Origin of the sequence: Rhizobium sp. BK289 (assembly GCF_014193575.1) — a bacterium.
Taxonomy (GTDB): Bacteria; Pseudomonadota; Alphaproteobacteria; order Rhizobiales; family Rhizobiaceae; genus Rhizobium; species Rhizobium tropici_C.
Map to the genome: position 1 here is coordinate 202,447 of NZ_JACHZO010000001.1, position 18,566 is coordinate 221,012.

Annotated in this window: 18 protein-coding genes; 11 read left to right on the forward strand and 7 right to left on the reverse strand. The window is 59.7% G+C overall.

What is annotated here, in order from left to right; genetic code table 11:
• Positions 1 to 81: 81 nt before the first annotated feature.
• The 4 genes from FHT84_RS00910 (at position 82) to FHT84_RS00925 (ending at position 4,094) form a co-directional block, all read left to right on the forward strand.
• Positions 82 to 1,032, forward strand: a complete 951-nt coding sequence (locus tag FHT84_RS00910) for a GAF domain-containing protein (RefSeq protein ID WP_112344634.1) — start codon at positions 82 to 84, stop codon at positions 1,030 to 1,032.
• Between the two features lie 154 nt (positions 1,033 to 1,186).
• Positions 1,187 to 2,695, forward strand: a complete 1,509-nt coding sequence (gene adh / locus FHT84_RS00915) for an aldehyde dehydrogenase (RefSeq protein WP_113250336.1) — start codon at positions 1,187 to 1,189, stop codon at positions 2,693 to 2,695.
• Between the two features lie 80 nt (positions 2,696 to 2,775).
• Positions 2,776 to 3,168, forward strand: coding sequence for a DUF779 domain-containing protein (locus tag FHT84_RS00920; RefSeq protein ID WP_112345177.1), 393 nt, complete (start codon positions 2,776 to 2,778; stop codon positions 3,166 to 3,168).
• A 347-nt stretch (positions 3,169 to 3,515) separates the two neighbouring features.
• The gene (locus tag FHT84_RS00925) at positions 3,516 to 4,094 is read left to right on the forward strand and encodes a hypothetical protein (RefSeq protein WP_112344636.1); all 579 of its coding nucleotides are present in this window, start codon (positions 3,516 to 3,518) and stop codon (positions 4,092 to 4,094) included.
• On the opposite strand, the gene FHT84_RS00930 is transcribed toward FHT84_RS00925, so the two are convergent.
• Positions 4,070 to 4,708, reverse strand: a complete 639-nt coding sequence (locus FHT84_RS00930) for a TetR/AcrR family transcriptional regulator (protein ID WP_112344637.1) — start codon at positions 4,706 to 4,708, stop codon at positions 4,070 to 4,072. The two genes, FHT84_RS00925 and FHT84_RS00930, sit on opposite strands and share 25 nt — an antisense overlap.
• A gap of 61 nt (positions 4,709 to 4,769) precedes the next feature.
• On the opposite strand from FHT84_RS00930, the gene FHT84_RS00935 reads away from it, so the two are divergent.
• From FHT84_RS00935 to FHT84_RS00955, 5 genes are all read left to right on the forward strand, one after another.
• The gene (locus FHT84_RS00935) at positions 4,770 to 5,711 is read left to right on the forward strand and encodes an alpha/beta fold hydrolase (protein WP_169643268.1); all 942 of its coding nucleotides are present in this window, start codon (positions 4,770 to 4,772) and stop codon (positions 5,709 to 5,711) included.
• A 160-nt stretch (positions 5,712 to 5,871) separates the two neighbouring features.
• On the forward strand, positions 5,872 to 6,885 hold the full coding sequence (locus FHT84_RS00940) for an aldo/keto reductase (protein WP_113250338.1): 1,014 nt from the start codon (positions 5,872 to 5,874) through the stop codon (positions 6,883 to 6,885).
• Positions 6,886 to 7,271: 386 nt separating this feature from the next.
• Complete coding sequence (locus tag FHT84_RS00945; protein WP_183761169.1) at positions 7,272 to 7,616, forward strand: BON domain-containing protein; 345 nt, start codon at positions 7,272 to 7,274, stop codon at positions 7,614 to 7,616.
• Positions 7,613 to 8,134, forward strand: coding sequence for a DUF992 domain-containing protein (locus FHT84_RS00950; protein WP_183761167.1), 522 nt, complete (start codon positions 7,613 to 7,615; stop codon positions 8,132 to 8,134). The genes FHT84_RS00945 and FHT84_RS00950 overlap by 4 nt, the downstream gene beginning before the upstream one ends.
• Before the next feature lie 492 nt (positions 8,135 to 8,626).
• Positions 8,627 to 9,493: an acyltransferase family protein gene (locus FHT84_RS00955; RefSeq protein ID WP_246698435.1), complete on the forward strand. Its 867-nt coding sequence runs from the start codon at positions 8,627 to 8,629 to the stop codon at positions 9,491 to 9,493.
• A gap of 42 nt (positions 9,494 to 9,535) precedes the next feature.
• On the opposite strand, the gene katG is transcribed toward FHT84_RS00955, so the two are convergent.
• On the reverse strand, positions 9,536 to 11,734 hold the full coding sequence (katG, locus tag FHT84_RS00960) for a catalase/peroxidase HPI (RefSeq protein ID WP_183761165.1): 2,199 nt from the start codon (positions 11,732 to 11,734) through the stop codon (positions 9,536 to 9,538).
• Between the two features lie 343 nt (positions 11,735 to 12,077).
• Between katG and FHT84_RS00965 the strand changes: the two genes are divergently transcribed.
• Together FHT84_RS00965 and FHT84_RS00970 are read left to right on the forward strand one after the other, a co-directional pair.
• Positions 12,078 to 13,088 (forward strand): LysR substrate-binding domain-containing protein, encoded by a 1,011-nt coding sequence (locus FHT84_RS00965; RefSeq protein ID WP_183761163.1) that lies wholly within the window; start codon positions 12,078 to 12,080, stop codon positions 13,086 to 13,088.
• 156 nt (positions 13,089 to 13,244) lie between these two features.
• Positions 13,245 to 13,421, forward strand: coding sequence for a hypothetical protein (locus FHT84_RS00970; protein ID WP_169643266.1), 177 nt, complete (start codon positions 13,245 to 13,247; stop codon positions 13,419 to 13,421).
• A 173-nt stretch (positions 13,422 to 13,594) separates the two neighbouring features.
• Here the strand turns inward: FHT84_RS00970 and FHT84_RS00975 are convergent, their stop codons facing one another.
• The 5 genes from FHT84_RS00975 to FHT84_RS00995 form a co-directional block, all read right to left on the reverse strand.
• Positions 13,595 to 14,776 (reverse strand): M20 aminoacylase family protein, encoded by a 1,182-nt coding sequence (locus tag FHT84_RS00975; protein ID WP_183761160.1) that lies wholly within the window; start codon positions 14,774 to 14,776, stop codon positions 13,595 to 13,597.
• A 73-nt stretch (positions 14,777 to 14,849) separates the two neighbouring features.
• On the reverse strand, positions 14,850 to 15,641 hold the full coding sequence (locus FHT84_RS00980) for an amino acid ABC transporter ATP-binding protein (protein WP_246698436.1): 792 nt from the start codon (positions 15,639 to 15,641) through the stop codon (positions 14,850 to 14,852).
• Positions 15,638 to 16,582 carry an amino acid ABC transporter permease gene (locus FHT84_RS00985; RefSeq protein ID WP_183761158.1) on the reverse strand — a complete coding sequence of 315 codons (945 nt, stop codon included), beginning with the start codon at positions 16,580 to 16,582 and terminating at the stop codon, positions 15,638 to 15,640. The genes FHT84_RS00980 and FHT84_RS00985 overlap by 4 nt, the downstream gene beginning before the upstream one ends.
• Entirely contained in the window at positions 16,579 to 17,469 is an 891-nt protein-coding gene (locus tag FHT84_RS00990) for an ABC transporter substrate-binding protein (protein ID WP_183761156.1), read from the reverse strand. Before FHT84_RS00990 ends, FHT84_RS00985 begins: the two co-directional genes overlap by 4 nt.
• A gap of 46 nt (positions 17,470 to 17,515) precedes the next feature.
• The gene (locus FHT84_RS00995) at positions 17,516 to 18,493 is read right to left on the reverse strand and encodes an ABC transporter substrate-binding protein (RefSeq protein WP_183761153.1); all 978 of its coding nucleotides are present in this window, start codon (positions 18,491 to 18,493) and stop codon (positions 17,516 to 17,518) included.
• Positions 18,494 to 18,566: the final 73 nt, after the last annotated feature.

Below are 18,566 nucleotides of genomic sequence, written 5' to 3' on the forward strand. Positions count from 1 at the left end.
CGCGCTCACAAAGCGAGGGGAGGATTGCCTCGGCTGCCTTTTTTAGCGACAATCAGGGCAGCGTTCGGTGGGAGGAGCCAGATGCACGAATATTCCGCGCATGCGGATCAGGTCTACGCGTCCGCGCAATCGGCCGCGGCAAGTTCTTCAGTCGTCGCATCCTGGCGTCGCTGCATGACCATGCATCGCCTTGCGCCGGAAGATAAGCGTCTGCCGATACGACTGGCGGGCCAGGAATTCCAGGCGGCGCTGGAGCGCTCGCAGCGGTTGGTCGCCGAAGCTTCGAACGAACTGGACCGTCTTTTCCTTGCGGTCGGCAAGGCCGGCTGCTGCCTGCTTCTGACCGATCGAGACGGCATCGCGCTCGAGCGCCGAGGTGCTGCCGGCGACGACAAGGAATTCCACGACCTTGGCCTGTGGACAGGTTCCGTCTGGACCGAAGCCAGCATCGGCACCAATGGCATCGGCACGGCGCTTGCCGACGAGCGGGCCGTTGCGATCTTTCGCGATCAGCACTTCTTCTGCTCCAACATCAATCTCAGCTGCACCACGGCGCCGATCCGCGATCATCGCGGCCAGCTCGCCGGCGCGCTCGACATTTCCAGCTGCCGCGACGATGTCAACGACGCGACCCTGGCGATCCTGTCGCAGACGGTGCGCGATGCGGCGATGCGGATCGAGCTCAATCTTTTCCGCAGTGCCTTTGCCGGTGCGCGCTTCGTCATGGTACCGACGGAGACGGCCTCCAACTCCGCGCTGCTCGCCGTCGACCGCAACGATCTCGTGCTCGGCGCGACACGGGCGGCCCGCCTTGCGCTGAAGCTTGACGATCATCGCATCGCGGCGGGAATTCCTGCTTCCGATATTCTGCGCGAGCAGGGGGCCGGGGGTGAGGATCTCCTGGAGGCCGAACGCGCCGCCCTGCTCAGAGCTCTTTCGCGCGCCAACGGCAATGTCTCGCAGGCGGCCGCGGCGCTCGGCATGAGCCGTTCGACGCTGCATCGGAAGATGAACCGGCTCAATCTGCACTGACCTCTAAAGACGGAGCATTTGTTTAGGCAGATGTCGCAGGGTTGCGACACTGTGCACTGCAGCATTACCCGATGGGCCTACCGTCCGAAAGCATATGCACTCAGACTTCTCCCATGGGTTCGTTGACCGGACCTGCCGACCAAGGGAGGATGGCATGCTGCATCAGAAGATCGTCGAATCTCCGTTCAAGCTGAAATATGGCAACTATATCGGTGGCGAGTGGCGCGAACCGATCGCCGGCAAGTATTTCGACAACCTCACGCCGATCACCGGCGGCAAGATCTGCGAGATACCGCGCTCCGATGAAAAGGACATCAACGCCGCCCTCGACGCCGCCCATGCGGCCAAGGACAAGTGGGCGCGGACGTCTACCACCGAGCGCTCCAATATCCTGATGAAAATCGCCCAGCGCATGGAAGACAAGCTGGAAGTGCTGGCGCAGGCCGAAAGCTGGGACAATGGCAAGCCAATCCGCGAAACAATGGCAGCCGATATTCCGCTCGCGATCGACCATTTCCGCTATTTCGCCTCCTGCATTCGCGCCCAGGAAGGCTCGATCGGCGAGATCGACCATGACACCGTCGCCTATCATTTCCATGAGCCGCTTGGCGTCGTCGGTCAGATCATTCCGTGGAATTTCCCGATCCTGATGGCCGCCTGGAAGCTTGCGCCGGCACTGGCCGCCGGCAATTGCGTCGTCATCAAGCCGGCCGAGCAGACACCGGCCTCGCTGTTGGTCTGGGCCGAACTCGTAGGCGATCTCCTGCCGCCGGGCGTGCTCAACATCGTCAATGGCTTCGGCCTCGAAGCCGGCAAGCCGCTGGCCACCAGCCCGCGCATCGCCAAGATCGCCTTTACCGGCGAGACGACGACGGGCCGGCTGATCATGCAATATGCCAGCCAGAACCTGATCCCCGTCACGCTCGAACTTGGCGGCAAGTCGCCGAACATCTTCTTTGCCGATGTCGCGGCCGAAGACGATGATTTCTTTGACAAGGCGCTCGAAGGTTTTGCGATGTTCGCGCTTAACCAGGGCGAAGTCTGCACATGCCCCAGCCGCGCCTTGATCCAGGAATCGGTCTACGATCGCTTCATGGAGCGGGCCGTCAAGCGCGTGGAAGCCATCAAGCAGGGCAATCCGCTTGATGCGGCAACCATGATCGGCGCCCAGGCATCGAGCGAGCAGATGGAGAAGATCCTCTCCTATCTCGATATCGGCAGGCAGGAAGGCGCCGAGGTGCTGACGGGCGGCGCGCGCGCCGATCTCGGTGGCGAGCTGTCGAGCGGTTATTACATCAAGCCGACCATCTTCAAGGGGCACAACAAGATGCGTGTGTTCCAGGAGGAGATCTTCGGCCCGGTTGTTTCTGTGACGACCTTCAAGGACGAGAAGGAAGCGCTTGAGATCGCCAATGACACGCTCTACGGCCTCGGTGCCGGTGTGTGGACCCGCGACGGCAATCGTGCCTATCGCTTTGGCCGTGAGATCCAAGCCGGTCGCGTCTGGACGAATTGCTATCATGCCTATCCGGCCCACGCGGCCTTCGGCGGCTACAAGCAATCGGGTATCGGGCGCGAGACGCACAAGATGATGCTCGATCACTACCAGCAGACCAAGAATATGCTGGTGAGCTACAGCCCGAAGGCTCTGGGCTTCTTCTGAGATCTCCCAATCAAGCCGTCAAGGCTCCCAGCCGCGGCCGGGAGCCTTCAAGCATTTACAGGCGGAGATGGAGGATCATGATGAACGACGGTGGATCGGAACCGCGGGTGCTCGCGACCGACAAGGCGCTCGAGCTTATCCGCGAGATACAGCAGGATCATCCGGATATCCTGTTTCATCAGTCGGGCGGCTGTTGCGACGGCTCGTCGCCGATGTGCTATCCGGCAGGCGAGTTCATGATCGGTGACAACGACGTCAAGCTCGGCGAGATTGGCGGCGTGCCGGTTTATATCAGTGGCAGCCAGTTCGAGGCCTGGAAGCACACACAGCTCATCATCGACGTCGTGCCGGGACGCGGCGGCATGTTCTCGCTCGATAATGGACGAGAGAAGCGGTTTCTAACACGCTCTCGTCTCTTTGGCGGCGGTGAAGCCTGCGCAATCCCGGACATCAGCCGTGCGCCGGCGCCGTAAGCAAGGTCATAAATGGCGTGTCGTATTCCCCTAATACCCGCGACCGTAGAGGCTTTGATAGAGTGCTGTGCGTTGGTTTTGAGGGAGGAAGCGATGCGAGCAGCGAAGATTTTGATGATCACCGGTGATTTCACTCGCAGCGTATCCGGTTTCCGGACATCGCCGTGTAGAAAATGACTTTCACCGGAACATGCAACTTTTAGAGAATATCTCGCGCGGGCCTATATCCTGGGTTATGAACCTTTAACTAACCTGAGGTAGTATTCCGATCATCGACTATCGCATGAGGCATAGGGCTTTGCGTCAAGCTTCCATGAGGGAGAGGCTGTGGCGCTTGAGGATAAGCGATGACAGCGATTTCAAACGTGCCCTCGGCGGCCTTGGCCATTCTCCAGCAATTGAATAAGGGCACGACAATGACGGAGCAGTCTCCGTCCGCCGCCGATAGTCTTATTGCAGTGGCGACCGGCCAAGTGAATAAAGTGGCCGTTTCCAAGCAGCCCACACAGGCCCAGTCGAATGTCTCGGAAGCCATGTTCAGCATGAGCAGGGACAGCATCGCCAAGCAGAAGCTTGATCTTATCGAGCGGACGGGCCGGGCTCTTGGGGTTGAACGAAGCGACTATTCCTCCATGGACGAGTTTGTTGCAGCGATGAAAAAGGTCTATGGCGAGATGAAGGTGCAGGCTGGTGGCATGGGAGCGTTTCATGTGCTTGAAAGGCAGCTCGGCCTCGATAAGCTTGGCCTGACGATCGAAGACGTTATCGAGAGCGCTCAAGACGGCGGCAGCAACGACAAGGTCACGAAAGCCCTCGAAAGACAGGCGAAGAAAGAAAAGGACGAGGCGAGCGGAACCGGATCGGATGAGGCTATCCAGATCGATGCGGCGGCTGCCACTCTCTACGGTCTGCTTTCGTTCAACTGACCTGGTTTGTCAGTCGCGGAATCGCGCTCTGGCGGTGCTATCAGACGACTTTTGACAAGCTCGGCTGCCGCATCCGCCGCAGTTTCCATATAGCTTGGATCGCGATGGAGCAGCACCACGGCAAACGCGCCGTCGAGAAGCAGCATGATCTGGCGCGCGAGCGGCAGGGCATCATTGCCGGCTCCAGCCTCCATGAAAGCCGAACCCAGCCAATCCTCGACGCGCTTCTTGTGGGCGCGGGCAGCCACCAGGGCCGGATGGCCGGGGAGATTGATGAGCTCCACCGAGGTGCGCAGGAAGCCGCAGCCCTTCCATTTGGCGCTGCGCGCCGACTGTGCCAGATGGTGAAAAATACCGGCGACTTTCTCGGCGATATCGCCGTCCGTTTCCTCGAACCAGCGCTTGAACAGAACCAGGTTAGGCTCGTCGCGTGCTTGCAGATGGGCGGCGATCAGGTCGTCCTTGCTGCGGAAATGATAATAGAGAGTGCGCTTGGTGACGCCCGCCTTTTCGGCGATGGCGTCGACGCTGATCGCGCGGATGCCGTCACGATGGAAGAGCTTTCCGGCGGCCTGAAGAATGCGGTCGCGTGTCGGCTGGGAGCGGTCTCTCATAGCCTAATGTATACCGGGTAGTGAATATACACAACGCAGCGCTCGCCTCATCTTGGCGGCCATGAGCGAACGAGCAATTCCATTGGCGGATGCAAGCAATCTGCCGATTTCCATTCCCTGCCGGGATGGCGTCGTTCTCGGCGGCCATCTGTGGCTGACCGGGATGAACAGACCGGAAGGCAGCGTCATTATCAATCCTGCCACGGGCGTTCTGGCGCGCTACTATCATCGTTACGCGCAGTTTCTGGCCGGGCATGGGTTCGATGTGCTGACTTACGATTACCGCGGCATCGGTCAGTCACGCCCGCAACGGATGCGGGGTTCGGACTATCGCTGGCGGGATTGGGGTGAGCGGGATTTCGACGCCGCGCTTCGGCTGATGGCTGCTTATCGGCGCGGCGGCCCGCTCATGGTGGTCGGCCATAGCGTCGGCGGTTTCCTGCCGGGATTGGCCGAAAGTGCCCCGATGATCGACAGAATGCTGACGGTCGGCGCACAATATGCCTGGTGGGGCGATTACATGCCCGGCAGGCGAGCCGCCCTGTTCCTGAAATGGCACATCGCCATGCCTGCAATGACTGCGATCTGCGGCTATTTTCCCGGCCGTCGGCTCGGCTGGCTTGAGGATCTGCCGAAAGGCGTGGCAAACGAATGGAGTTTTCGCGGGCGCCGGTTCGAGCGCAGCCATCCGAGAGGCGAGCGAGAGGCCGTGCTGCGTCGCATGGCGGCAGTCAAAGCCCCGATTTTGGCCGTTGCGGTTTCGGACGACGAACTCGGCACGATGCCGGCCATCCGCCGCACGCTGAGCTATTATACCGGCGCGCAATGCATGCCGGTGTTGCTGAAACCGGCCGATTTCAGCAGCGATGCGATCGGCCATTTCGGCCTGTTTCATGATCGTTATGCCAGCAGCTTCTGGATCGATACGCTGTCCTGGCTGCGGGAAGGCAGCAATCCCTGGCCCTCCTGCTTACTCCCGGTGGAGAATTCCTCGCAGCCTTGAAGGCTCGGTCCAGCGTGGCAAGCAATCAGCGGATCAGCGACCGACCCATTATCCGGATTCCCGAATTGTAAAATCGCAATTTGCGGCTTAATTCCTTTGTTCGGCAATCTTACATATCGTAATGAATATGTATCGGCCTGCGCCGGCTGGGGGGTAATGCATGCATCTTGGTGATTACGCTGCGCTCGGGCATTCGGAGTTGCGCGTCAGCCCGCTTGCACTTGGGACCATGTCGTTCGATGGGGATTTTGCTTGGTATTCGCGCGATAAGGCTGCGGCGATTCTCGATCGCTATCTTGATCTCGGCGGCAATTATCTCGACACCGGCAACGGCGACGTAAAAGCGGGTGGCCAGACGGTTGTCGGCAATTACTTTGCGCAGAACTCGATAAGGCGCGACCAGCTCGTCGTCGCTGCCAGGTTCAACGCCGATCGGAATGGCGAAACATCAGGCCGCAAAGCGGTGATCGATGGGTTCGAACAGGCCCTGCGGCGGCTTCGCACAGACTATCTCGATCTTTATTGGCTGAACAATTGGGACATACAGGCTCCGCTGGAGGACATACTCGCGGCGCTGCACGATCTCGTTCAATCCGGAAAACTGCGCTATTTTGGCATCTCCGATGCGCCGGCCTGGAAGGTGGCGCATGCACATCTGCTCGCACAATCCCACGGCTGGTCTCCGTTCATCGGCCTGCAGATTGAATATTCACTTGCTGCAAGGCTCTTCGAGGTCGAGCTCATTCCGATGGCACGCGGATTGGGGCTCGGCGTGGTATCGCATTCGCCGTTGAATGGTGGGCTCATCAGCGGAAAATATACGCGCGCTGACAATGCCCGGCTGAGGTCGGGTCAGGCGGCGCAATTGGCGCAGACGCCCGGCGAGGAGGATTTCGAAATCGTCGATGCCCTGATCCGCGTAGCAGGCGAGCTTGGCACCAGTACCGCTCGCGTCGCCCTTGCCTGGGTCATGGCGCGCACGGCCGTGTCGTCCACCGTTATCGGCGTGCGGAGCATGGAGCAGCTGGAGGAGGATATTGGCGCACTCGATGTCCGCCTATCGACAGAGCAGACCATGACCCTCGATGCGCTGACGATTCCGAATCACACGCTTGCCCCATCACTATTGCTGCGCGAAGCCGCCCCTGCCTGCGCCTGGATAACACCCCGGTAAGCGTCGGTTTCTCTTAACGATCGTTCCTCCAAGCTAAGTTGCCGATATCGAGACGAGGAATGGCATGAGCGGTAGGTACGCCGCAGCCGCTGAATGTGAACCGGAACGTCCTGTCCGGGCGGTTCTGGCCTCAAAAAGGCTTTCTTCTACTAGTAGTCATTGTTGCCTCTGCTCTGCACGCGCAGGCGTTGCTGCCCCAATTCGTTGTTCATGACATTCGGGGAATGCCCGCGCTGCCTCTTTTTGAAGAAGCTCGAGGAGACAGGAAATGAACAGGAACCGTGCCGAAGGCGCAGTCAAGGAAGCAGCCGGAAAGCTGACCGGGAACGCGCGTCGCTGAAGCCGTCGGCGCGAACGCTTCTTCTCGCGATTTATCGAGGCTTCTGATGCTCTTTCTGGCCAAGCTGTCATCGCTGACGACATCACCGGATAGAAGTGCGATCTGCGCGGCGATCCGGTGCCTCATTGCTTATGCCAAAGGACTGGAAGATTGCCGTATCGAGGTTGTCGCCGAGGAGGGGGCGATCGTCCTGTCCGGGGTTGCGCCATCCGATCAGGCACGGCAGCAAGCCATCGCGATTGCCGGCGATTATGCTGGAACCCGCATCATCAACAACATCGTTATCCACGCCGATCGCGGCCCTTCCATCGAGACCGGGATCAGCTCGTCGAATTCCCCTGCGCCGTCCGGGCCGCCCGCGGCGCTCAAACCGCCGAAGGAGACGTCATGAAAAAGATCATCATCACGGCTGCGGCCATTGTCCTGGCTTTCGGTTCTGCGGCTTCCGCCGCCAGCAGCCAGCAACACCATCCGAAAAGGCAATCGGCGCAAGTCGCCTCCGAGCCCCGGCAACGCCTTGGAACGCTTTCCTGCGAAGTCGCAGGCGGTGTCGGCATGATCATCGGTTCCAACAAGCAGGTCAGCTGCACCTTCAAGCAGCGAACCGGCAGGGTCGAACGCTATACGGGCGCGATCGGCAAGCTCGGGATCGACATCGGCGTGACCCGCAAGACCTATCTGAGCTGGGTCGTCATCAACACCGCGCCTACGCGTGTCGGCGATGGTGCCCTGGCAGGCACTTATGTCGGCGCATCCGCCGGTGCTTCCGTTGGCCTCGGTCTCGGAGCCAATGCGCTGGTCGGCGGCAATTCCAAGAACTTTGCGCTGCAGCCGCTGAGCGGCGAGGCCGGAACCGGCCTGAATGTCGCAGCCGGCGTTTCCCGGCTGCAGTTGCGCCCGGCCAGCTGACGCAGATCGACAGCGGCGCGGTTCCCAGCAACCACGCCGTTTCTGCCTTGCCCTGGAAGCCGGAACATCTCCCCGCCCTGGACGAAGATGGTGTCGAGATCTGTTCGGATCATATCTGAGGGGCCAAAGGCACAGTGGCTACGGCTATGGCTATGCGCGGTAGAATTCGATCATTGCGCGTTCATCGCTGCTCATGAAGTGAACCAGGTTTTCCTTGCGCGATGAAGTTCTCTTTCTGCGGGTATTTTGATACTTTTAATAGTAACCTATATCGCCTTTATTAGCATTTGCATCCTAGGATAGTTGCCCAGTAAGGCAACCAGATAGTCATTCGATGTCCGAGTTTGGAAAGCCGCCGTATATCCCGGCCCTTGACGGTTGGCGCGGACTGGCCGTCTTGCTGGTGTTGGCGGGGCATTTCGGCGGTGATCACTACCTTCCGAATCTTGGATCGCGGGTGTCGACCTGTTTTTTGTTCTTTCCGGACGCCTTATGGCCGATATCCTCTTTGTGAGGAAAATGCCTCTCCGGGTTTTCTTCTTTCGGCGATTCAGCCGTGTTTATCCCGTTCTATTGTTATTTGTTTTCATAAATGCAGCCGTTTTCTGTTCGACTCCGCTGACACCCGGCGTCGTGGGAGTGCTCTCTGCACTTTCTTTCACGTTGAATTACCTCATAATCGACAGCGGTAGCTTCATCCCGGTATTTGACCACATCTGGTCATTGTGTGTGGAGGAGCACGGCTATGTCTTGCTTGGCCTGCTGGCCTGCTTGTTTCGTGGTGCCAATCACCGGTTCATTGGACTTTTGATATTAGGCCTCGGCTTTGCCGCCATCGCCGACGGCATCTTACAATATGATGGTTACGGACAGAATCCATTCACAGTCTTTTGGCCGAGCCATGTGGCGGTCGCGCCGATATTGATTTCCGCCGCATTATTCCTGCTGCTTGGGCAGTATCGCTATCGGCCGGCCATGGAGTGGTTGGTGCCCTTGGCATTTTTCTGCGGCCTGGCGGCGCGCCTTTTCGCCGATGCCGCCTGGTTGTTCTTCGGTGCAAAAATCATGCTGTTGGCGCTCGCCGTCTGCATGATCGAGAGAGCTGCGCGCTTCTCCGCAATATTGTTTGAAGGGGTTATCTTCCGGCAAGTCGGCCGGATGTCATTTTCAATCTACTTATGGCAGCAGCCATTCTACATCCTCGCCCGGCAAGGTCTGCTATCCCAAGTTCTCGCGCTGGTTCTGGCAATGTGTTTCGGGTTGCTGAGCTATTACCTGATCGAGCACCCAAGCCGCACGCGATTGAATGCGTGGTTTGAAAAAAGCAAACAGCAAGGCGCTGCTTTGAAAATCGGCTGAAACGGGCGCGACCAATTTTGGTCGCGCCCGATGCTTTTAACTTCAAGCGATGTCGAAGCGGTCGGCGTTCATCACCTTTGTCCAGGCGGCAACGAAGTCCTGCACGAACTTCTTCTCGGCATCGGCCTGGCCGTAGACCTCGGCGAGCGCGCGCAGCTGCGAGTTGGAGCCGAAAACGAGATCGACGCGCGTCGCGGTCCACTTCACGTCGCCGGTTGCGCGATCGCGGCCTTCGAAGACGTCCTTGGCATCGGAAACCGCCTTCCATTCCGTGCCCATGTCGAGCAGGTTCACGAAAAAGTCGTTGGTCAGCGTTTCCGGACGCTTGGTGAAGACGCCGTGCTGGCTCTGGCCGACATTGGCGTTCAGCACACGCAGGCCACCGACGAGAACCGTCATTTCCGGAGCCGTCAGCGTCAGCAGCTGTGCCTTGTCGATCAGCAGCTCTTCCGAGGAGACGGTGTAGGCCCGCCGCTGGTAGTTGCGGAAGCCATCAACGATCGGTTCGAGAACGGCAAAGGCGTCGACATCGGTCTGTTCCTGCGATGCATCGGTACGACCCGGAGCGAAGGGAACAGCCACATCGTGGCCGGCCTTCTTCGCAGCCTGCTCGATGGCAACCGAACCGCCGAGAACGATAAGATCGGCGAGAGATACCTTCTTGCTGCCGGCCTGGGCATCGTTGAACTTCTTCTGGATGCCTTCGAGCGTCTGCAGCACGGAAGCGAGTTGGGCCGGCTGGTTGGCTTCCCAGTCCTTCTGCGGAGCGAGACGAATGCGGGCGCCGTTGGCACCGCCGCGCTTGTCGGAGCCGCGGAAGGTGGAAGCGGAAGCCCAGGCAGTCGAAACCAGCTGTGGGATGGTCAAGCCCGACGCAGCAATCTCGCCCTTGAGGGTGGCGACATCGTTGGCGTCGATCGCTGCATAATCGGCCGAGGGAACCGGATCCTGCCAGATCAGCTCTTCGCTCGGCACTTCCGGGCCGAGATAACGGGCGCGCGGCCCCATGTCACGATGGGTCAGCTTGAACCATGCGCGGGCGAAGGCATCGGCGAACTCATCCGGATTTTCGAAGAAACGGCGAGAAATCTTCTCATAGGCTGGATCGAAACGCAGGGCGAGGTCGGTCGTCAGCATGGACGGCGCGTGACGCTTGGACTTGTCGTGTGCATCCGGGATCGAGCCGGCACCGGCGCCGTGCTTCGGCACCCATTGATGCGCGCCGGCCGGGCTCTTCGTCAGTTCCCATTCATAGCCGAACAAGTTCCAGAAGAAGTTGTTGCTCCACTTCGTCGGCGTTGAGGTCCAGGTGACTTCGAGACCGCTGCCGATCGTGTCGCCGCCCTTGCCTGTGCCGAAGCTGTTCTTCCAGCCGAGGCCCTGTTCCTCGATACCGGCCGCTTCCGGCTCAGGACCGACATGGGCTGCATCGCCTGCGCCATGGGTCTTGCCGAAGGTGTGGCCGCCGGCGATGAGGGCGACGGTTTCTTCGTCGTTCATGGCCATACGGGCGAAGGTTTCGCGGATGTCGCGTGCGGCTGCAAGCGGGTCGGGATTGCCGTTCGGTCCCTCAGGATTGACGTAGATCAGACCCATCTGCACCGCTGCGAGCGGGTTTTCCAGATCGCGATCGCCGCTGTAGCGCTTGTCGCCGAGCCAGGTGTCTTCCGCACCCCAGTAGATGTCTTCTTCCGGTTCCCAGACGTCTTCACGCCCGCCGCCGAAGCCGAAGGTCTTGAAGCCCATGGATTCCAGCGCGACATTGCCGGTGAGGATCATGAGATCGGCCCAGGAGATGCTGTTGCCGTATTTCTGCTTGATCGGCCAGAGCAGGCGGCGAGCCTTGTCGAGGTTGACGTTATCCGGCCAGCTGTTGAGCGGCGCAAAACGCTGCGTGCCGGAGGAGGCGCCGCCGCGGCCATCGCCGGTGCGGTAGGTGCCGGCGCTGTGCCAGGCCATACGGATGAAGAGCGGGCCGTAATGACCGAAGTCGGCCGGCCACCAATCCTGCGAATCCGTCATCAAGGCGGTGAGGTCCTTCTTCAGGGCCTCCAGATCGAGCTTCTTGAACTCTTCGGCATAGTTGAATGCCGTGCCCATCGGGCTGGACAGCGCGGAGTTCTGGTGAAGAATCTTGAGGTTCAGCTGGTTCGGCCACCAGTCACGGTTCGAACGGGCCGAAACGCTTGTGTTTCCATGCGGAAACGGACACTTGCCGGCAGTTTCGACTTTGGTATCCATAATTGTCTCCCTTACGATAATTTGGGCTGTGACGACCGGAGGATGGATTTTGCGACCCTCTCGGTAAGTCGTTTGGTTTTATGACAAGCGTGACGACGGTATGTCCGACGCGTGAAAATCTCTCGTTGTACTGACCTCGCATAGAGCGGATTCGCGGAAAACCGACAAGGCCAATGCCCCCGCTTTCCCGATAGTCCGCGCATCGATGAATTGAACGCAGTCAATGCTCCCAATGTGAGCTTCGTGTGACAGGCGGCCGCATCTCATCTTTGCCGCGGGACTATAACCAAGGCTATCCATTAATTTAAGTTGGATTTCCTGATTGGCGCGATAAGATGAACTTATGACAAATTTGACCCTCAAGCAGCTCCGCTATTTCGAAGCTCTGGCCAGGCACGGCCATTTCGGACGCGCCGCCGACGTATGCGCCATCTCGCAGCCCGCCCTATCGATGCAGATCAAGGAATTGGAGGAGCAGCTCGGCACGAATCTTTTCGAGAGAGGTGCGCGCCAGGTACGGCTGACCAATTTTGGAGAGGCTTTCGCAAGCCGCGTCCGCAATATCCTGCGATCGGTCGACGAGCTGGGAGACCTTGCGCGCGCATCGCACAACCAGCCTGTCGGCCGGTTGCGAATCGGCATCATTCCGACGGTCGCGCCCTACCTGTTGCCGAGCATCATCGGCAATCTCACCCGTATCTATGACGGGCTCGATATCCATGTGCGCGAGACCTTGACGTCGAAACTGGTGGAGGAACTGGAGGAAGGTCGACTCGACACCGCCATTGTCGCCTTGCCGGTATCCGAGCCGTCGCTGACGGAAATCCCCCTATTTGCCGAAAATTTCGTGCTCGTGCGGCCGAGCGAGGATGAGGGCAAGCCGGTGCCCAACCGGGAGGCGCTTCGCGAAATGCGGCTATTATTGCTGGAGGAGGGGCATTGCTTCCGTGATCAGGCGCTGTCGTTCTGCAATATACAGTCGGCCGTTCCTCGGGAGCTGATGGATGGCAGCTCGCTATCGACGCTGGTGCAGATGGTCAGCGCCGGCATCGGCATCACCCTGATACCGGAGATGGCCGTGGCGGTGGAAACGCGTTCGGCTTCCGTTTCGACCGTGCGCTTCCAGAGCCCGCAGCCGTCGCGAACGATCGGGATGATCTGGCGCAAGACGAGCCCCTTGGCGAGGCAGCTCATGCAGATTTCCGAGGTGGTCCGGGAAGCTGCCGACGCAATGCGCGAGCAGCACGATTCGATTTGGCGCGCGCAGGATCTGGAGTTCGATGGCCGATTGCAACCGTCGGCTGCTCGCCACCCCAGCCTTGATACCGCCGATGACCGGGCTTCGCACCAGTAGGTTCAGCATCTCGCATTAACGCTGCAGGAAACTTTTCCACAGAAGGCGTTATTTCAAACGATTGAAAATATTTTAATCGTTTAAATAGTTTAATACCTTGATTTACAAAGAAACTCCTCCATGTCATGCCAGTAACGCATGACAATGGAGGTCGTGATGCAAGAGCTTGAAAGCGTAAGAAATGAAATTCCTACGTATGTGATTGATCGCCTCGAAAACGAATGGCGGGTAATGCAGACTCAGAATGTGCAGCTGGAAACCGGGCTGCAGACTGAAACGCCTGCAAATACAGGGCCTACAACGGGCGATAGTCTCGGATCCATCGATAAGTAGTATTTATGAAGGCAGGAATCGTGCCGCTCTCGCAGGTCCCGCGGCGCTATTGAAGGCATCGCATTCCGCCTTTTTCCATGACATCCAGAAAACGGATCAGCCCCGGCTTATCGCCAGGGCTGTCGTTTATTGCGGCGCCATTGGCGCCGGATACGATCGAGATAAGAATCGGTTCAGGCGTCGAGATAACGTTCCGCCAGCCGTGCCCACATGGCAGCCCCCACGGTGAGGTTCTCATCGGCGAAATCATATTTGGCGCTGTGGAGGATGGCTGAATTCAAGCCATTGCCAAGGCGCAGGAAACTGCCGGGCTTATGCTCGAGATAATGCGAGAAATCCTCGCTGCCGGGGATCAGACCGCAGGTGGTGACTTTATCAGCGCCGACGAGCTCCTCGGCAACCATTCGTGCGAATTCTGTTTCCTTCTCCGAGTTGACGACCACCGGGTGACCGTGGACGTAGTCGATCTTGGCGCTAGCGCCATAGCCGTCTGCGATGGAGGCCGTCAGTTTGCGGATGCGGGCCTCGAGCAGCTCGCGCACTTTCGGATCGAAGGAGCGGACCGTGAGTAGCATCTTCGCGCTCTCCGGAATGACGTTCGATGCCTCGCCGGCGTGGATGGCGCCGACGGTCACAACCGCCGTCTGCGTCGGGTCGACGCTGCGGGCAACGATCGTCTGCAGACTGACGACGAGGTTGCAGGCGACGACGACGGGATCGATGGTCAGATGCGGGCGCGAAGCATGGCCGCCCTTGCCTGTGATGGTAATCTCGACCGTATCGGCCGCCGCCATCAGCGGGCCGGAGCGCAACAGCCAGGTGCCTTCCGCAGCACCCGGATGATTGTGCAGCCCGAAAATGACGTCGAAGGGAAAGCGTTCGAACAGCCCATCCTTGATCATCGCCGGAGCGCCGCTGACCGCTCCCGCCTCTTCGGCCGGCTGGAAGATCAGGTTCACCGTACCATTGAAGCGGCGGGTACGAGCGAGATATTCGGCAGCTCCGAGCAATATGGTGGTGTGGCCGTCGTGGCCGCAGGCATGCATCTTGCCTGACACCTTGCTGGCATAGGGCTTGCCCGTCTGTTCCGTGATCGGTAGCGCGTCCATGTCGGCGCGGATCGCGATGCTCTTCTTGCCGGCTCCAACAGTCATGCGCGCAACGACGCCATGGCCGCCGACATTGCGGGTGACCTCGTAGCCCCAGGCCTCCAGCTTCTCGGCGACGAAACGCGCGGTTTCCGCCTCTTCGAAGGAGAGTTCGGGATTGGCGTGGAGATGCCGCCGGATGCCGGTCAGTTCGGCCTTCATCGGTTCGAAATCGGAAAGGCGGGCGAAATCGTTGTCGAGGGTCATGGCTTTCCCATTGGTTCGCTTGTGCCGCTTTTCGCCATAAAGCGTGCGGGCTTCACTGATGATATGTGTCGCGCTAGATGAAGCGCGACAGAAAGCTTCTGGTGCGCGGATGCTGCGGATTGCCGATCACATCCTCCGGCCTACCCTGTTCGACGATCTTGCCACCGTCCATGAAGACGACACGGTCGGCAGCCTCGCGCGCAAAGCCGATCTCGTGGGTGACGACGATCATTGTCAGGCCTTGGCTAGCAAGATCGCGCATGGTCGACAGGACCTCGCCGACGAGCTCCGGATCGAGCGCCGAGGTCGGCTCGTCGAAGAGCATCAGCTTCGGCTTGATCGCCAGCGCTCTCGCAATCGCCACGCGCTGCTGCTGGCCGCCGGAGAGTTGCCGAGGGTAGTTGTGAGCCTTGGCCGACAAGCCAACGCGGTCAAGCAGCGCCAGCGCATTTTCCGTCGCCTGCTTTCGGCTCTCGCCATGGATGCCGGTCGGCGCTTCGATCACATTCTGCAGCGCCGTCATGTGCGGGTAAAGATTGAACTGCTGGAACACCATGCCGATCTTGCGCCGCTGCAGCGCGATCGCATGGTTGGACAGTTTGAGCAGCCTGCCCTTGTTCAACCGATATCCGATCTGTTCGCCGTCGACTTCGATCGAACCGCGATTGATCGCTTCCAGATGGTTGATGCAACGCAGAAAGGTCGACTTGCCGGAGCCGGAAGGGCCGAGGATGACGACCACTTCGCCCGGCATCACATCGAGGTCGATGCCTTTCAGGACTTCGAGATTTTCGAAGGACTTGTGGACGTTGCGCGCCTGCACCAGCGGCGGCAGGTCGGCAACGGTACTGATTGGGGCGTTCATTGGCCCGCCTCCTGTGCCGGCACGAGCGCTGGCGCGCTCTCCGTTGCCGCCTTCGTCCCGCCGGTGCGGCGGTCGGCGCGGCTGTAATAGCGCTCGATGTAGCTCTGGCCGATATTCAGCACCGAGGTGATCAGCAGATACCAGATGACGGCGACGAGCAGCATCGGGATGACTTCGAAGGTGCGGTTGTAGATCGATTGCACGGAATAGAGCAGGTCGGCCATGGCGATAACACTGACGAGCGAGGTCGCCTTGATCATGCTGATGAGCTGATTGCCCGTCGGCGGCACGATGGAGCGCATGGCCTGCGGGATGATGATGCGGCGCAGAGCCCGGCTTCTCGTCATGCCGAAGGCTTCGGCGGTCTCGAACTGGCCTCTGTCGACCGAAAGCAGGCCACCGCGGATGATTTCGGCCATATAGGCGGCTTCGTTCAGCGCCAGGCCGGCGATCGCCGCCGTCATCGGGCTGATGACCGAATTCGTGTCCCAGCTCACGAAGGTCGGGCCGAAGGGAATGCCGATCGATAGCGTCGGGAAGAGCGTCGAAAGATTATACCAGAAGATCAGCTGCACGAGCAGTGGCGTGCCGCGGAAGAACCAGATGAACAGCGAGGCGAGCGTGCTTGCCAGCCTATCCTTCGACATGCGGGCGATCGCCAAAAGCAGGCCAAAGACGATGCCGAGCGCCATGGCGACGACGGTCAGGCCGAGCGAGACATAAAGGCCGCTGATGACGACGGGGTCGAAGAAATACTGGGCGACGACATGCCAGCCGAAGTTTTCATTGTGGGCGACCGACCATGCCCAATAGACTGCGATCGCAAGCGTGACGACCCAAGCCGCCACACGACCCTTCGGGAACGGCGTGTGGGCATTCGCCACATCCCGTTCCGCAGCATCGCCTGATGGCGATGCGATGTCTCTGGCATTCGTGCTCATTTCGGCAACGTCCCGCCAAGATTGATACCGGGTTCCTTGATCATGTTATTCTCAAGGCCCCACTTCTTCATGATGGCGGCATAGGTGCCATGGTCCATAAGAAGTTTGATGGCGTCCTTCAGAATTGGGCCGAGCGGAGAACCCTTCGGCACGACGGCGCCCTGATAGAGATCCTCGAAGCCGTTCTTCTGGCCGACGCCCGTGAGCTCCAGCTGGCCGTTCGCCTGGGACACGAAATAGGTGAGCGGGGCCTGTGAGGAGAAGAAGGCGTCGGAGCGCTTGGAGCGGACGGCGAGGATCGAGCTCGGCTGATCGGTGAAGGACTGGACCTCGATCGCGCCCTTACCATCTGTCTTGCACTTTTCGGCCTGAACCTGGATCACCTTTTCGGCCGATCCACCCGCCATGACGGCGATGCGCTGGCCGCAGGCGCTGTCGAGCGAGGTGATGCCCTTCGGATTGCCTTTCTGGACTGCGAAGACGACGAATTCCTGGACCCAATCGACGAAGTCGTTGGCTTCCTCGCGGCTCTTGAAATCGCCAACGGGGCCGAAGGCGAATTGATAGCGGCCGGAGTTGATGCCCGCGAGAATGGCAGGCAGGCCGCTGACGCTTTCATGCTCGATCTTCACGCCGAGCACCTCGCCTATCGCATCGGTCAGATCGGCGCTGGCGCCGGTCAGCTTGGTGCCGGTGACGATTTCATAGGGAGGGAAGGAACCGTTGTTGACGGAAATCATCTTACCCGATGTGCGTATGGCCTCTGGCAACTTTGCCTGCAGGTCCTTGTTGACCGAAAGTTTCGGCAGGCTCGCATCCTCGGCGAAGGCAGCACTCGACATCATCAGGCTTGCCACGGCAATGCAGGTCATTTTCTTCAGCGACATGGTCATTCCCCTTTTTGCTTTGCGTCTCTGATTTTTCAGTCGATGGTCAGGCAGCGCTCGTCCGGCTGCCATCAACATCGAACGGGAAAAGTTCCTCCGGCGTCATCAGCCGTGGCAGGATACCCTGCACATGCAGCTCCCCGGCGAAATCGGCGATCATCCTGCGGTTGGCGGCAAAGCCGCTCGCGTCCCAGCCTTCGGGCAGCTCGGTTGCCGATTTCAGCAGCTCATCCAGCATGAAGGGCGTGGTGTCGGCATATTTGCGCCGCTTGCTGAGCCACATGCGCTGCGATTCATCGATGAGCGCGCTCAACTCGGCGATGACCCACGGATGCTCGGCGACGAACTCGGCCTTCAAGCCGATCAGGTGCATGCCCGGTACATAGCCCACATCGGCGAAATAGCGATGTTCCGCGGCGCGGAAATCCGGCAGCAGCTGGCGGAAGCTGGAATTACCGGCGAAATAGCCATCCGGCATGAAGGGCGTGAAGATCGCATCGAGCTCGCCCTCTTTCAGGAGGTCCACCATCGGCCTCTCGCCGGGTGCTGCCTCGATGCGGCCGGGGCGGCCGAAGCCGTCGAGGCGATCGGTGATCGGATGCGCTTCGGTGAGGCGGCCGGCATACCACATGGCATCTTCGACGCCGACGCCTTCTCGGCGCAGCGCTGCCCGTGTCCAGGTATTGCCGGAGTCGCGCCAACCGGTGACGCCGATGCGCTTGCCGGCGAGCTCAGCAAAGCTCGTGATCGGGCTGTCCTTGGTGGTGATGACGCAGCGGTGACGGAAGCCGCGCATGATGAAGTTCGGTATGCCGACCACGCTCTCATCGCCATCAATGCGCATCTGCGTGTAACGGCTGAAGGAAGTTTCGGCGGCATCATAGGTGTCGCTCTTGCCGACATGCGAGATCAGCGTCCCGACCCGGTCCACCCTAATATCGAGCTTGGGGGAGGAGACGTCACCCAGCACCAGAGGGGTCATATAGTCCCAGTCACGAACGGCAAGGCGGAGAGTAAGGGGCATGAAATTCACTCGCGGGAAAACTTGTTTTCTCAACGATTAAATGTTCAATATATGTCGATCAAATGTTATTACG

Bases quoted from the DNA above. Each gene is read 5' to 3' on its own strand.
- FHT84_RS00980 (WP_246698436.1), bottom strand. From the start codon at position 15,641: ATGAACGCCCCAATCAGTACCGTTGCCGACCTGCCGCCGCTGGTGCAG.
- FHT84_RS00920 (WP_112345177.1), top strand. From the start codon at position 2,776: ATGAACGACGGTGGATCGGAACCGCGGGTGCTCGCGACCGACAAGGCG.
- FHT84_RS00995 (WP_183761153.1), bottom strand. From the start codon at position 18,493: ATGCCCCTTACTCTCCGCCTTGCCGTTCGTGACTGGGACTATATGACC.
- FHT84_RS00990 (WP_183761156.1), bottom strand. From the start codon at position 17,469: ATGTCGCTGAAGAAAATGACCTGCATTGCCGTGGCAAGCCTGATGATG.
- FHT84_RS00945 (WP_183761169.1), top strand. From the start codon at position 7,272: ATGCTCTTTCTGGCCAAGCTGTCATCGCTGACGACATCACCGGATAGA.
- FHT84_RS00950 (WP_183761167.1), top strand. From the start codon at position 7,613: ATGAAAAAGATCATCATCACGGCTGCGGCCATTGTCCTGGCTTTCGGT.
- FHT84_RS00935 (WP_169643268.1), top strand. From the start codon at position 4,770: ATGAGCGAACGAGCAATTCCATTGGCGGATGCAAGCAATCTGCCGATT.
- FHT84_RS00910 (WP_112344634.1), top strand. From the start codon at position 82: ATGCACGAATATTCCGCGCATGCGGATCAGGTCTACGCGTCCGCGCAA.
- FHT84_RS00965 (WP_183761163.1), top strand. From the start codon at position 12,078: ATGACAAATTTGACCCTCAAGCAGCTCCGCTATTTCGAAGCTCTGGCC.
- FHT84_RS00975 (WP_183761160.1), bottom strand. From the start codon at position 14,776: ATGACCCTCGACAACGATTTCGCCCGCCTTTCCGATTTCGAACCGATG.
- katG (WP_183761165.1), bottom strand. From the start codon at position 11,734: ATGGATACCAAAGTCGAAACTGCCGGCAAGTGTCCGTTTCCGCATGGA.
- FHT84_RS00985 (WP_183761158.1), bottom strand. From the start codon at position 16,582: ATGAGCACGAATGCCAGAGACATCGCATCGCCATCAGGCGATGCTGCG.
- FHT84_RS00940 (WP_113250338.1), top strand. From the start codon at position 5,872: ATGCATCTTGGTGATTACGCTGCGCTCGGGCATTCGGAGTTGCGCGTC.
- FHT84_RS00930 (WP_112344637.1), bottom strand. From the start codon at position 4,708: ATGAGAGACCGCTCCCAGCCGACACGCGACCGCATTCTTCAGGCCGCC.
- FHT84_RS00925 (WP_112344636.1), top strand. From the start codon at position 3,516: ATGACAGCGATTTCAAACGTGCCCTCGGCGGCCTTGGCCATTCTCCAG.
- adh (WP_113250336.1), top strand. From the start codon at position 1,187: ATGCTGCATCAGAAGATCGTCGAATCTCCGTTCAAGCTGAAATATGGC.
- FHT84_RS00955 (WP_246698435.1), top strand. From the start codon at position 8,627: ATGGCCGATATCCTCTTTGTGAGGAAAATGCCTCTCCGGGTTTTCTTC.
- FHT84_RS00970 (WP_169643266.1), top strand. From the start codon at position 13,245: ATGCAAGAGCTTGAAAGCGTAAGAAATGAAATTCCTACGTATGTGATT.